This window comes from Novosphingobium sp. PP1Y, assembly GCF_000253255.1.
Lineage (GTDB): Bacteria > Pseudomonadota > Alphaproteobacteria > Sphingomonadales > Sphingomonadaceae > Novosphingobium.
On sequence record NC_015580.1, the window covers coordinates 351,621 to 364,885 of the forward strand.

17 protein-coding genes are annotated in these 13,265 nt (G+C 60.3%); 1 reads left to right on the top strand and 16 read right to left on the bottom strand.

The annotated features are described in order from the left end of the window. Window positions 1-103: 103 nt before the first annotated feature. The 3 genes from PP1Y_RS07835 to PP1Y_RS26615 are packed head-to-tail and all read right to left on the bottom strand — an operon-like array spanning window position 104 to window position 1,196. Window positions 104-412 (bottom strand): ogr/Delta-like zinc finger family protein, encoded by a 309-nt coding sequence (locus PP1Y_RS07835; protein ID WP_041558672.1) that lies wholly within the window; start codon window positions 410-412, stop codon window positions 104-106. Beyond that, entirely contained in the window at window positions 412-903 is a 492-nt protein-coding gene (locus PP1Y_RS07840) for a hypothetical protein (RefSeq protein ID WP_051009998.1), read from the bottom strand. Before PP1Y_RS07840 ends, PP1Y_RS07835 begins: the two co-directional genes overlap by 1 nt. Then, complete coding sequence (locus PP1Y_RS26615; RefSeq protein ID WP_369799497.1) at window positions 900-1,196, bottom strand: carph-isopro domain-containing protein; 297 nt, start codon at window positions 1,194-1,196, stop codon at window positions 900-902. Before PP1Y_RS26615 ends, PP1Y_RS07840 begins: the two co-directional genes overlap by 4 nt. A 152-nt stretch (window positions 1,197-1,348) precedes the next feature. On the opposite strand from PP1Y_RS26615, the gene PP1Y_RS07845 reads away from it, so the two are divergent. Continuing rightward, a complete protein-coding gene (locus PP1Y_RS07845; RefSeq protein ID WP_051009999.1) occupies window positions 1,349-1,822 on the top strand; it encodes a hypothetical protein in 474 nt (157 codons plus the stop codon). A 455-nt stretch (window positions 1,823-2,277) separates the two neighbouring features. On the opposite strand, the gene PP1Y_RS07850 is transcribed toward PP1Y_RS07845, so the two are convergent. The 13 genes from PP1Y_RS07850 to PP1Y_RS25735 form a co-directional block, all read right to left on the bottom strand. Beyond that, window positions 2,278-2,682 (bottom strand): hypothetical protein, encoded by a 405-nt coding sequence (locus PP1Y_RS07850; RefSeq protein WP_158511839.1) that lies wholly within the window; start codon window positions 2,680-2,682, stop codon window positions 2,278-2,280. A 230-nt stretch (window positions 2,683-2,912) separates the two neighbouring features. Continuing rightward, the gene (locus PP1Y_RS07860) at window positions 2,913-3,326 is read right to left on the bottom strand and encodes a hypothetical protein (protein WP_041558675.1); all 414 of its coding nucleotides are present in this window, start codon (window positions 3,324-3,326) and stop codon (window positions 2,913-2,915) included. 872 nt (window positions 3,327-4,198) lie between these two features. Next, a complete protein-coding gene (locus PP1Y_RS07865) occupies window positions 4,199-4,453 on the bottom strand; it encodes a cold-shock protein (protein WP_041558676.1) in 255 nt (84 codons plus the stop codon). Between the two features lie 364 nt (window positions 4,454-4,817). Beyond that, window positions 4,818-5,840: a contractile injection system protein, VgrG/Pvc8 family gene (locus PP1Y_RS07870; protein WP_013831757.1), complete on the bottom strand. Its 1,023-nt coding sequence runs from the start codon at window positions 5,838-5,840 to the stop codon at window positions 4,818-4,820. Next, window positions 5,837-6,250 (bottom strand): phage tail protein, encoded by a 414-nt coding sequence (locus tag PP1Y_RS07875; protein ID WP_041559200.1) that lies wholly within the window; start codon window positions 6,248-6,250, stop codon window positions 5,837-5,839. The genes PP1Y_RS07870 and PP1Y_RS07875 overlap by 4 nt, the downstream gene beginning before the upstream one ends. 13 nt (window positions 6,251-6,263) lie before the next feature. After that, the gene (locus PP1Y_RS07880; protein ID WP_013831759.1) at window positions 6,264-8,777 is read right to left on the bottom strand and encodes a phage tail tape measure protein; all 2,514 of its coding nucleotides are present in this window, start codon (window positions 8,775-8,777) and stop codon (window positions 6,264-6,266) included. Further along, complete coding sequence (locus PP1Y_RS07885) at window positions 8,777-8,908, bottom strand: GpE family phage tail protein (protein ID WP_041558677.1); 132 nt, start codon at window positions 8,906-8,908, stop codon at window positions 8,777-8,779. The genes PP1Y_RS07880 and PP1Y_RS07885 overlap by 1 nt, the downstream gene beginning before the upstream one ends. 8 nt (window positions 8,909-8,916) lie before the next feature. Further along, on the bottom strand, window positions 8,917-9,222 hold the full coding sequence (locus PP1Y_RS07890; RefSeq protein WP_013831760.1) for a phage tail assembly protein: 306 nt from the start codon (window positions 9,220-9,222) through the stop codon (window positions 8,917-8,919). Between the two features lie 62 nt (window positions 9,223-9,284). Next, a complete protein-coding gene (locus PP1Y_RS07895; RefSeq protein WP_013831761.1) occupies window positions 9,285-9,797 on the bottom strand; it encodes a phage major tail tube protein in 513 nt (170 codons plus the stop codon). Between the two features lie 43 nt (window positions 9,798-9,840). Then, window positions 9,841-11,013, bottom strand: a complete 1,173-nt coding sequence (locus PP1Y_RS07900) for a phage tail sheath subtilisin-like domain-containing protein (protein ID WP_013831762.1) — start codon at window positions 11,011-11,013, stop codon at window positions 9,841-9,843. Window positions 11,014-11,029: 16 nt separating this feature from the next. Then, window positions 11,030-11,380 (bottom strand): GPW/gp25 family protein, encoded by a 351-nt coding sequence (locus PP1Y_RS07905; RefSeq protein ID WP_013831763.1) that lies wholly within the window; start codon window positions 11,378-11,380, stop codon window positions 11,030-11,032. Next, window positions 11,380-11,916 (bottom strand): phage baseplate assembly protein V, encoded by a 537-nt coding sequence (locus PP1Y_RS07910; protein ID WP_013831764.1) that lies wholly within the window; start codon window positions 11,914-11,916, stop codon window positions 11,380-11,382. Before PP1Y_RS07910 ends, PP1Y_RS07905 begins: the two co-directional genes overlap by 1 nt. 82 nt (window positions 11,917-11,998) lie before the next feature. After that, window positions 11,999-13,204 (bottom strand): HEPN domain-containing protein, encoded by a 1,206-nt coding sequence (locus tag PP1Y_RS25735; RefSeq protein ID WP_013831765.1) that lies wholly within the window; start codon window positions 13,202-13,204, stop codon window positions 11,999-12,001. Window positions 13,205-13,265: the final 61 nt, after the last annotated feature.

The window sequence follows — 13,265 nt, forward strand, 5'->3', positions numbered from 1 at the left end:
CTCCCGTTGTGGGCTTGGAAAAAAGGCAAAGCGGGGGCGTTCCCGGCGATGGGGGCGCCGGGTTGCGGGCTTTGATCTGTCAGTGGATCAGGTGGCGATCAGGCTATCGGCTGTGCATCGATCCGGCGTGGGGTTCGGTGGGCGGCCCATCGTCATTGGCGGCGCGGTCATTCGCTGCGGAGTGCCACTGGCTTTGGGGCAAGACGGCGATGGGCCGGGGGAAGCGACTTGGCCGGGTGGTGCGGATCGGTTCCATGCCGACCACGAACTGATGCCCGCAGGCATCGGGGTTGCGGCAATGATAGTAGATCTCCCGGTAAAGCGGCGTGTTCTTGCCCACGGAGCGGGCGAAGGCCTTGCCACCGCAGGCCGGGCAGGTGACGTGTGGAAGTTGCGCAGGGCGACCTGACATTACCGATGATTCCCCATGGTTTCGCGCGCGGCCCCATTGCCGGGCATGAACGATTTCAGCCGACCGAGCAGGCGCGGCAGCAGCGCGTCAGCCTCCTCGGTCTCTACGATGGCGCGCTGGATCACGGCGGGCGACGCGCCGGGCTGCGCGGCCATAATGCAAAAGCTGATAGCCTCACCGATCTCACGCGAGACGTTGGCGACGTCATCGGCCAGGGCAGCGCGGCAGGCGATCAGTTCCAACAGCGACACGTCCAGCTGGCGGACGTAGCTTTCCAGAATGGGAGCATAGCCGCCGCCGGCAGCCAGAAACGCGCGGTCGAGCGCGATGGCCTGATCAAGCGTGGGCGTGCCATTCTTGTCGCTCTCAGACCAAAGGCGGACGGTGCGTTCAGCGCGATGGGTGGCGTCGGCAACGAGATTCCAGCCAATGCCTTCGGCGACGATCTTGATGGCGAGCGAAAACGTGAGGGGATCGCGGATCTTGGTCATCGACCCCGTCCCTTTCGTTGCAATCCAGCCTGCCGATCGCAAACGACAGCGAGCCGTTCGGAAGCTACAAGAGCTGGAGCGGAGAGATCCGGGCGGCCAAGGGGGAAAACGACATGCTCTGCGGTGACAGGCAATCCGAGCGCCTGACCGACCTCGAGCACAATGGGCTGCTTATGGGCTGGAATGCGTCCTCCCCGCTTCCAAGAGAACACCGTCGAGGAAGGCTCACCGATTGCTCGAGCCATCGACCTGATACCTCCGAAGGTGTCAAAAATGTTGTTCGACGAGACCATGTCGATCTTGTGCGATATTTTAGGACAAAAGGCAATCTCAAAATGAGGGCTGATTTTGTCCGAAATTTCCGCACGGTGCGCGCATGGAAAAAGTAGCAAATCGGCTCCGCGATTTAAGGCAGAAGGCAGTACCGCGACTTACGGTACGCGCCATGGCGGCAGCTCTCGATATGCCGCTTGGCACCTACTCAAACTATGAATCGACGAGATACAAGAAGCCGTCACTTCCGCTCGATCTCACGAGAATGATCGCTTCCGTGCTCGCCAATCATGGAGTCGATCCTGCAGAGGTCATGAAGCTTGCGGGCCTCAGTGAGGACGAAGCCGAACCGGAAGCCCGCGAAATCGAAGCGCACAAGCCAAGACAGCTGTGCGTCACTTTACCGGTCATCCTGCCTAGTGAAGCTGCACTGCGCGATATGTTCCGCAGTCTGCTGGTAATGGTCCCGGATGGGGCGACAAAGGACGAAGTCGCTGAAATTCTCGCTCGACGGCTTCCATCTGGGCTCGCAGCGATCGGACCTGTTCTGCTCGATCCAGTCGCGGCTGTATCGATTGCTGGCGAAGCAGATCCTCAAGTTCCCGCCAAAGCTCATCCCGAAGCCGAACAACGGTCGCGCACCTGACACTGCACTGCGAGCAACCAAACTCGCACCCAGGCGTCAGACGGATAACATCGCGACCCACTGCTCACTTCCTTTTGTTCCTTGTTTGTTCCCACCTGCCTGAAGCGGAACATGTAGGAAAGGGGCAAGTGAAATGATTTTGGTTTCCCCGGCAAAACAACCTTGAGACACCTGCTTTCGATTAAAACCTTGTCACATCGAACACACGGCAGCGGCATCCAGCGCCAAGAAGAAAAATCAATGTGGAGAGCGCTTTAGGCCGCATATAGCGACCGCTCGGAAATTTCGCACAGGGGGAATTGAATGAGCGAAGGCACCCCCGCAAAGGGGAAAGGTAAGGGCTTGGGCAAAGGTTGCCTCATCGCGGTAGGCGTCATTGTCGGCCTCGGAATTCTTGGGTCAGTTCCAGGCTCGGACGAAAAGGCGGGAAGCCATTAAGCACTCAGCGTATGAAATCAGAATTTGGGATTGCCACTCTTTGCCGATGGCCCCGCTCTGACGCGAGCATAGTCCGCTTCCGCCTGATTCATCTTCATAGTCCCGTCCAGGATCAGTTGTTCGCCTTCGATCTTGGCATCCGAAGCAGCCTGTATCCGGGCCTCGGCTTTGAGGACGTCCGCGCGGGCATCGGCAAGTTGCTTTCGCGCGCTGTCCGAGCTTCTGTTGCTCTTGTCGACCATGCGCTGGCCCAGCTTTGCATCCTTTTGTCCCGCTGACCACGATTCGCCATAATGGCTGATCTGCCCGCCACGCTGCGAGATCCTTTCCCCTGTATTCATCTCAGATGTCTGTGTGGCTGCGCATCCGCTCAGGCACAGGATGATGCCTGCCGTCATGGTTGTGAGGGTATGTCTTTTCATTGGAGTTGTCCTTGAAATGGCCAAAATGGGCGATGCGCCATGACGGGAGTCAGGCTCACCGATTTCTTAAGATCGATTGCGCTGTTCAAAGAGCCGACGGCGGGCTTGCCGTGCGACGAATTCGTTTTGCGCGCTCAGGTCGGGCAAGCATGTCGGAAAGTCGCCGACGCATGCCGATCGCTTCAGGTTCTTTTGTCGGGCGACACTCTCACGACAAACCAACAGGGCGATTAATTGTCGCCCTGCAGCTTATCGCTCTTTTGCCGCGCATGTTCTGCTACTGCCTGCGCGAGATCGGAGAAGACCGCCGATCCCACGAAATATTGCGGGGTCAGGGTCAACTTGGTTTCAAGTGCGTCCGGAACATCGGGTTGGCGCACTGCCCCGCCCTCATTCTCCCAGGAATCCAGCGAGAATGTTGGCTTTACCGGCCTATCCCATGCGTATGTTCCATAGGAGAGTGTGTCCGCGGACACCGAGGACAACAAGGTGACCGCCTGAAGCGGCGGGACCCGCAACGATCCGATTTCTTCCGCATGCAGAGCCGCTTTATCCAAGTGGATCTGCCGACTCTTTTCGTCGCTGGTCGCATTCGCCTTGATCACGTGGATCTGATGGATGTGAAGAAGGAAATTCAGGTCCATGGCAAGGCACCTTTCCTTGGCAATGCAAGTTTGGCCGTTATCCAAAAGTCCGGGAAGCTCTCGCCGGGAGCTTCCCGACCTTGTCGGGAGTGATCGTGCCCTGGCCCCTTGCGCTATCGTATGTCGCGATCTTGCCGGAATAAGTCATACCATGTTCCTTCAATTCCGAGCACGAAATCGTTAGCTACCACTTGAGCGGGGGCTGTCAGGCGGAGAAGAAGGGAGAGGTGTTGAATAAACCTGCGATCTCTTCGTCAATTAAGAATTATATCTAATTATGTATATGGCTACTAATTATATAATAGCAATAAGTATTATGAGAAAAACGCCAGTCAATATTAATATCCAATATTAACATGGCTATATCATACCTCTCGAAGCCGCTTCCGACATAAACACCGCAGACCTGCTCAGAACGGAATGACTCCGTATTGCAGGCCTTTGTCTTTGCCGAACACGCATGCTCCTTCCCGCGACGGTTCCTGAACTCCAGCTTGTCGCTGACACACAGCTGTAATCGATTCCCCCCAACGTCATCTTCCGCGGCTAAAGACTGCTTTGGACGCCGCCGAGGTACGCACTCACAAAAAGGACCTCCGCCCTATATGGGATCGGAGGCCATTAAGTTGAGGTTGGCATTACGAAAACGCTTTGCCCACCTTCGGGTCGCCTGATTGCAGGCACTCCTGCATTCTTTCGTGAGCGTTAGAACGGATCGGGGAAAGTACCGAGCAGACCAGTTTTAACTGGTACACCTTCAGAGGTGCCTTGCTTCAGATGCCCCCGAACGCGGCGTCAGCCCAATTGCGAGGTTCTCATGGCGAAGAGATGACGAGGGCCAAGGTTGTGTGCCTTCAGCCCTCGCCGGGGCGTCAGCCTTGCTGATTGCGCGCCTGGTCCTTCTGGTTATGACCGTCGCCCTGCTGCTGCTGGAGGTTTACAGCACGCTTGTTGCCGCCGCTGATTTCGCTGGTTTCGTAGCCGTAGCGCTGGTCAACCTTGGGCTCCTGAGCCTGCTGCTGAAGGTCCGACTTCTTGAATGGAAGCGCGTCGCCGCCCTTCTCAGGGGTGATCATACCAGCGCCCTTGCTGGGGTCGTAGCTCTTGATCTTGCCAAAATGTGACATAATATATCCATATGAAAAGAGTGCACCGAACCAGTATAGGTGCGATACGACTAAGAGCCTAAGCTGAGGGAAATGGCTTTCTGATTATAAAGCCGGTGACCGCCTATAGAGACTGGTAGCTGACTCTTAAATAGTGAGCGAACAGCCAGTGCGCAAGCATTTATATAATATAATTTATGCAAGTAAAAATCACATATAATATTATTTAACGCAAATATCTGTCGAATTACAAAAATCGACCAAGAACAAAGCGAAGAGGCTTGTTCCAGGCGTCAGATTGTCCGGCCAGCATGATTGCACCATCGATGAGACGCCTTGTTCGAGCTTTCGCCATGCAGCTTCGATGAGCGAGATTTCCAAATTTTCAGGCCGAGAATCGGGGTGCTGTTTCCAATTTCAGATCGGACGCATAGCCCCCGCCATTATCGAGACGGTGGGTGACCTCGGAAATCAGCCAGGTCGTCGCGTCGATCTCATCCTTGAAGCCTGACGCGGTAACCCGGCATTCCGGGTAGGCATCCGGCCTGCCCAGCGCCAGTTTCAGGTCCAGCGTGGCGGGCGCGCGCTTGAGCCTGTCCCGCTCGGCTATGGCCGCGCGCTTGGCTGAGGCTTCGTCCGGATAGACCTTGCGCAGCTTCTTCGCGCCGTCCGCCTTGCCCACGGTAATGGTCTTTCGTTTCGCGTCCTTCCGGTCATGCCAGCTGGCGGTCACCCCTTCCTGCCCATCCCGCTTTTGCCGCTGCCAGTTGTGGCCGTCTCCGCTGCGGCGGGTCAGGGTGAGCGTGGGCAGCGCCTTGCCGCTGGCGGTCGTTCCCGCGCCCTTGCGTGCGAAGATCAGGTGCCGGTCCTTGATGGTGGCCACCGCATCGTATTCTCGCCCCAAGCGGCGCAGGAAAGCCACATCGCTTTCGCGGCTCTGGCTGATCGAGGATAGTGCGGTTGCAGCCATATCGGCGGCCACTTTCAGTGTCAGGCCGTTCCTGCCGGCGATATCCTGAAGCACTGCGCCCAGCGTGGTGTTCTTCCAGCTCTGTTCGCGGCGGTTGCGGATCTGGCTGGTAAAGTCCGCTGCGCGGGCCCGAATCCGGATCTGATCGGGCGGGCCGCTATGGGTGACATCGTCAACCTTGTAGCTGCCCTTGTCGATCAGGCCGGGCGTGACATCGCGGCCCTGCTTCCAGCCCAGTGCTACGGTCAGCAGCGCGCCTTCCTTTGGGATCGCCAGCCCGCCGTCCGTATCGTCCAGCACGATGTCCAGCTGATCGGCCTCGTCCCCGCGCTTTTCGGAAATGGTGAGCGAGACCAGGCGCGGGCGCATGCGCTCTGTCAGGTCCTTGCCATCGAGCGTTACGCGCCAGTCCGGGATATTGGTGATCGCCTGAGTCATGCCGCCGTTTCCGCGTTGTTGGTGGGCGCCGGATCATCGACGCGCAGCAGATCAATGCCGAAATCGATCCGCAGCGGGCGGCCATCGGCCATCATGGCGACGTGGCGTTCATCGATCGCTTCGATCACGAAATTGCCGAAGACGGTGCCGCTGCCGTCGACCAGAGGCAGGGCCTCTCCCGCATCGGCCATTTCGCGCAGCTGGTCGATCGAGACGCGGCCATCGGCGATTTCGGCATAGACCGCGCCCGACATGCTGACCTTCTCATCACCCGGGCCGATGAACTGGACGGCATCGCGCGCGCCCACGCGGGCCGAGCGGGCGAAGCGCCAGTCCGTCTTGCGCTGCAGATCGTCGTAAGCGAGCGTCGGGATCTGAAACAGGAACATGCCAAGGGCCATCAGGTGCATCGCGGAGCCTTCCCTATTCGTCGCCGAAGCCGCGCCCGCGCCGCTCGCGCTCAATCTGCTCGATCGCCTTGCGGACTTCCTCGGCGATGTCCTGCGCGGGCGCGGCCCCGGCATGGACGGTGATGTTGTAGGTTGCGCCGGGAACGGATGGCGCCGCGCGCGTATCGGCGGGCGCGGTTGCAGGCGAGGCCATCGCTACAGCGGGCGCGGCGGCCCCGGCTACGAGCGCGCCGGCCATCCGGCCTGAACTATCGGCAATGCGGGAAAGAATGCCGCCGCCTTCCGGCTGTGCGCTTCTGACAAGGGGCGCAATCGGATTGGCCGTTATGCCTGCCGCCATGGCGTCCGACAGGGCGGAAATGCGCCGCAATGGTCCTGCGCTGTTGTCCGCAAGGCCCTGATCGAGCCCGGCCATGACAAAGCCACCCAGCCCGGCAAAGACGCGCGAGGGCGAATGGATGCCCAATTTTTCCTTGAACCACCTGGCAACCGATCCGGCGGCATTCATGACCGTAGTTTTCAACGTGCCGAGCATTCCGGTGATGCCGTTGACCAAGCCCTGTATGAGATTTCGCCCGATCTCCTTCAAATCGAGACCTTGCAGGTAGGTGAGGACAGCGTCGAACGCCTTCATGAGCAAGCCGATTGGCGAGAAGTTCATGAAGGCATCGACGAGCCAATCGATCGCAGTGCCGGCGGCCGATTTGATGGTTGCCCAAAGATCGCTGAACCAGGCAGAGATCGCGCCCCAATTGCTGTAAATCAGGTAGGCTGCGGCAGCGACGGCAGCCACAGCCGCAACGATCAGCAATAGCGGACCGAGAGCGATTCCAAGGGGAGCGGCAGCGAAAGTCAGCGCAGCGAATGCCAGTGCGAGGCCGCCGAGCAAAATGAGCAGGCCCGAACCAACGGCCATAAAGATCATGATGCCCTTGGCCAGATTGGGATTCTCCTCCGCCCAATCCCGCATGCCGTTTGCGGTTTCCTTCACCTTCTCCGACACCTCTGAAACCGTCGGGAGCATTTGATCTCCCATCTTGGTGCTGAGAGCGTCGATCGCATTGCCCGCGAGCTGAGTTGAGCCTGCGGTTGTGGCGACGGCGTTGAGGTATTCCCTGTTCATCGAGCCCGCGTACTGGCTCTTGTCCCCCACCAGCGCGAAGTTCTTCTGCAGCTGATCGAGGCTGGTGAGCATGGGCGCGATGGCCGAGACGCTTTCCGATCCGAACAGCTGGGTGAGCGCGCCTGCCTGTGCTTCCTTGGGTAGCTGCTGCAGGCGCTTCATCACGTCGATGATCGTGCCGCCGGCATCGCGCTGCATGTCCTTTGCGACCTGAACGGCATCGAGGCCGAGCGCCTGAAACGCCTTGCTCTGCGATCTGGTGGCTGCCTCGCCCTTGGTCAGCGCCAGCATCATGTTCTTGATGCCGGTGGCGCCCACTTCCGATTCCACGCCAACGCTGGAGAGCACCTGGCTCATTGCTGCGATCTGCGACGCGGCAAGGCCGCCCACCTTGCCGAGCGGGCCAATGCGGGTGACCATATCGGTGACAGCGCCGACGTTGCCGCCATAGCTGTTGGTCAGCGCGTTGATCTGGTCTGCCAAGGCCACGACGCCCTGCTGCGGCAGTTCGAAGGCGGTGCGCCATTTTGCCATCGTGCTGCCCGCTTCCTCGGCAGTGCTGTCAAAAGCCACGCCCATTTTCGCGGCATCTTCGGCGAACCGGAGCAGTTCCTGACGCGGGACATTGGCGCGCCCGGCGGCGGCGACGATCTGGGCGATGCCTTCGGCCGACATCGGAATGCGGGTGCTCATTTCCAGAATGTCATCGGACATCCGGGCGAATGCCCTGGGCGTGGGAAAATCGACTACCTTGCGCACATCGGCCATGGCGCTTTCCAGCGTCATCGCCTGCTTCGTGGCCATGGCAATCGGCGCGCCCGCTGCGGTGCCGGCCGCGATCATGCCCACGCCCATGCCGGTGGCCCTGGAACCGATGTCGCTCAGCTTCTCGGAATTGCGCCGAGCCCGATCGACTTTCTCCAGCTGGGCAGTCTGGCGGCGCAAGGCTTCGGTTGCATCCTGCGTCCGTTCGGCAAGGCGGTCCTCATGCCGGGCAAGGTCTGCAACGTCGATGCCGGCGTCCGACAGTTTCGAGGACAGCTGCTGCAGTTCGGCGCCGCCGCTTTCCAGCTTGCGCGCCACTTGTGCGGTTTGCCGTTCGACTTTCTCGAACTCGTTTCGCAGCTTCTTCGTGGGTTCCTCGGTCTCCTCAAGCTGCTGGCCCAAGGCGGCCAGCTTCGCCTGCAGTTCTTTGTACTGCCGCGCATCGTTGGCGTAGCGGGTTTCGGTGGCCTTGTAGCGGCCGACCTGCTGCTGCAGGGCATCGAGCCCCTTCAGCTGCTTGTGCGTTTCAGCCAGATCCCGGCGCGCGGCCGATGACGCGCCGGTGATGGACTTGAGCGGGGCGGTCACCCGGTCCAGCCCTTCAAGAATGATCTGCAGGCGAAGGTTTCTGTCAGCCATCAGCGCTTCCCCGGTGCCTCCGGTTGTTGGGAACGGCGGGCCGCCCGGTCACGCCAGCCCATGAGTTCGGACAGGTCCATTCCGTCCATCGCGGCGGGCGGCCAGTGGAAGATGACCGCGACGTCCGCCATCGCATCGTCTACCGATCGAGGGCATCCGTGCGCTGCGCCCTCTGCAGCAAAAAACTTCCGATCTCCGCGCCGCAGGCCAGCAGGTCCGCCGGGTCCATGTTGGAGACTTCGGCGGGCGTGAGCATGGGCATGGTTACGCGCGGGAGAAGTTTGGTCAGGGCATCGACCTTCAGCTGCCCCAGTTCGACCAGGGCAAGGCCGCGCAGTTCGCCCGACTTGGGTTTGCGGATCTGGATCGATTCGATGGTCTGCTCGCCGCGCTGGATGGGCGCGTCGAGGGCAACGGTGCGGATTTCTGCAATGGCTTCGGTCATGTTGGCTTCCGGATATGGGGGAGAAAGGAAGGCGGCCCGGCGGGATGCGCCGGGCCGGACGGTCAGAACAGGCCGAGGGCGCTGCGCTGCTCTGCCAGTCGATCGCTGCCGTCGACGATTTCGACCATGTTGAGCGGATCGATCTCGATCTCGGTGCGGCCGTTCCAGATGAGCTTGTAGTAGGCGAGGGCCGAGGTGACGGTGAAATCGGCGGGCGTGCCCACTTCCTGATCGCCCATTTCGATTTCCGAATGCCGGCCGCGCACGATCACTTCGATCGTGTCGGTCTCTGCCGTATCGTCCTGCTGGTAGAACCCGGCAAAGCGCATATAGACCCCGTTCACCTTCGTGAGGCCCCACTGGCGCAGCATGTCGCGCTCTGGCCCGGCGAAGACGGATTTCAGCTCCATCGCCTCCATCCCCATGTCGAGCTTTACCGGGGCAGACATGCCGCCCCCGCGGTATTCTTCCATCTTGCGGGTGAGCGTGGGCAAGGTGACGGTCTTGACGTCGCAGACGTAGCTCTGGCCTTCGTTGAACAGCATCAGGTTCTTGAGCGTGCGGGGCAGTCCCATGGTGGGCTCCTATGCAAACGGGGGAGGAAGGGCGGCGCGCCGGTTAGGCGGCTTGCGTCAGCTGGCTCGCGAAGTCCGCGAAGTAACTGTCGGTGATGCGCTGGTTGAAGCCGAGGTCTTCGAGCGGCGGCGGCACGGTGTAATCGTAATCGATGCGCAGCTTTCCGGCCTGCAGGCTGGCGGTGGAGTTGTTCGCCTCATCGAACCAGGCATTGGCGCCGAGGATGACGCCGGCGGCCTTGAGTTCGAGGAAGAAGCCGTTGACCGTCTCGATGATGTCCCGGGCGAGCGCCGGGGTGAGCGGCTTGTCCATCGCCCAGTCCATGCCGCGCGCCACGGTATCGGCCAGCAGCTGCGCCACGCGGGTGGTGCTTTCGAACTGGAACAGCGGATCGTCCGAACAGGTGCGGTTGCCCCAGAAGCGAAAGCCGCTGTCGGAACGGACCAGTGCGGTCACCTCCGATGCATTCAGCACGCCTGCATCGCTGGCCATGTCCTCGATATCCCAGTGGATGTCCTTGGTCAGGCCGACGACGCCGGAAACCGCCACGTTCGAAAGCGTCTTTTGCGGGCCGTAGAGTTCGTCGATCCTCGCGCGCAGGCCCATGGCGCGGGCAGCGGCAAAGCTGGTGACGTTGGCGCTGGTGGCGGTGTCCCAGGCGAGGAAGTCCGGCATCAGCAGCATGAGTTCACGCTCGCTGAAGTTCGCGCGGTAAAGGACGGCGTCGGCCACGGTATCGCCCACGGCGCGGGCATAGGCGAAACCGCGCAGCTTCTTCGCCACCACGGCAAGCGCGGCGGTGACGGCCTGCGCTTCAAGCCCCGGCGTACCGAGGATCTTGGGCTTCACGCCCAACTGGCCCTGCGCGGCAAGCAGCGCCTGCATGCCGGTCTTCATGCCCTCTGCCGTCGTGGTGCCGATCACGTTGCTGGCGGTTTCGGCTTCGTCCGCGCCTTCGGCCACGCGGACCACGACGACGATCGGGCGTGACTGGTCGGCGATGGCGCGGAGCGAGGCGGCAAGCGTGCCGTCCGTACCGGCATCGCCGATTGCGGCTTCCACGTCAGTGACAAGCACCGGCATATCGAGGGGAAAGACTGCCGCATCGGCATCCGACGCCGTGGCGACAAGGCCGATGATGGCGGTGGAGACGGCAGCCAGCGTGCGGGCGCCGGTGCTGATCTCGGTAACGGTGATTCCATGTTTGAAGGCCATGAGCGGCTCCTTGGGTTCAGGCGGCAAGAGGGACGGAAAGGCGCACCAGCGCGTTGGCGGGGGCGGTGTCTGTGCGGGTGGCGTCGATGATCACGGTCGCCGCACCGGGACGATCCCCGGCGGCCACGCCCACGCGGCGCAGGCGAATGCGGTTCTCCCACCGGGTGAGCGCCACGGCGGTCGCGGCATAGACGCGCAGGATGTTCGCCGCCGTCATGGGCTGGTCGATCAGTTCCGGCAGCAGCGAGCCATACTCGCGCCGACCGACACGCGTGCCCATGGGCGTGGAGAGGATATCGGCGGCCGACTGGCGGATATGGTCCAGACCATCGAGTGCCTTGCCGGTATCGCGGGCCATGCCGGTCATCACACGGGCGCCCCGGTCTGCGCGCCGCCAGCCTGCACGCCGCCGTGCTTGTGGCCCTTCAGGCTGATCCCGGCGCCGACGACGTCGGTGCTTGCGCTAAGTGTGCCGTTGACGGTTACATCGCAGTTGAGCGTCAGGCCGCCCGGCGCATCGACCGTCGCAGTGCCGCCTGCGGGCAGCGTGACGGTCAGCGCATGGCCCGCAAGATCGTAGGCAATGACGGCGCCGTCATCGAATTCGAGGTGGACCAGATCCGGGTTGGCAGAGGGGGCAGGGAAGGCATCGCAATAGAGGCCGACGATGACGACGCCATTTTCGATATCGCCTTCAGGCGAGAGCAGCAGGCACTGTTCCCCGACCGTGGGGGGAGACCAGACGCGCAGGCCGCCCGCACGTGGCGCGATCCACGGCAGGTCGCCGGTGACCACATCGCCGCTTTCGACAGTGCAGGTGGCCTGGGCATGATCGACGGACGCGATCACGCCGAGCCGAAGCACGTCGCCGGTTAGCTGTTCAGGATCGAGGGGTTGCGCCATGGGGCGACCATGGCGCGCTCTTCATCGGGTTTCGCGGGGGTGCATTTGGATGGGCGGCTGACCAAATGCAGCGATTAAGTTCCTACGCCCGGGTTTCGAACCCCAAGGTAAGCTCGTCCCAATCAGGCCAACCTTTCATTAGTCTGACAATGAGATTCACGATGAGACGTTCGCAGTCTTCAAAGTGCCTCTTCCTCGTATCTGCTTGATCCGAATCCCTAATTGCAGGAAGGGCGCCTGCATGCGCGGCCTTTGATCGAAGATTGTACGCCATTTTGACAATTTTCAGTATTTCGTGTCGACGCTCCGCATTTCTACCAAGAAGCCATGCGCATCGGTGTGAAATTTTGTTCGTAATTTCTGTTGTTTCGGTCTTCGCTCCACGCATAAGTAATACTTCAAGGCACAACCCGTGATCAATAGCTTTTTCTAGATCGGTATCGCGCTTTCTTGAAGCTTTCAACCGATCAATAGCTAGTGAAATTATAGGGTCGGTGGTGCGTACTTGCTCGAATATTGACTTCAATGACGGTTCGTGGGTTAAAGAAATACGGTCAGGCTGTCGTGGAACCCTAAAGGCGGCACCGAACCCAGGTGATCGCATCCCTGGCCATCCGACATTTGCGACATACCCGTAGCTCACGCCAAACTCTGGTGCGGCATTCCCCACTAATATCAGCGCCGCGCGCGCCCTTTCAAATTTCTGTTCAAGTTCTTGCGTCAGTTCAGGGCTGAATTCTGATGAAGGTCCAGAAGAATTGGGCGGAGATCGAAATGGCTTGCATGTGATCTCAACAACTAGAGCTGATTTTCCCGACGATATAGCTGCGCCACCATCTCCTTGCATACCTGATTCAAACGCAGCATATTTTGCATTCGAGTTGGGAAGTTCTTTGGGGGGCGCTAAGTAAACCCCCTCCGCCAAACTGACGCGTTCTTCCACTACGAGATTTGTGACTGCTCGTACCGAAGCGAAAGAAACCTCGCTTGTCTTCGCAATTTCGAAAAGGTCGCTTACAATCGCCTCTGAATCGTACCCATCGCGAGCACGATTTATGAGGGAGTATGCGGCCTGCTGGAGCTGCACAAGCGACCCGAAATCGGAGAATTGCGCCCATTTTCCCCAGAGTTCCTTCAACTCTTCGGTTTCATTTAGTGCGTCGCTTACCGAGGAAACCAACTTCGGATCGATGTCAGCCCAAGCAGCGAGCGACAAGTCACGCACCGATGGCTTGGGGGAAGCTGTAGCTGCAGCTTTGAGCAGCGCAGCCAAACTCGATATTGACATTTGACTTTGTCTCCCGTTGATCGCGTCGACACCTATGCGCCCTAATCTATTGTTATAAAGC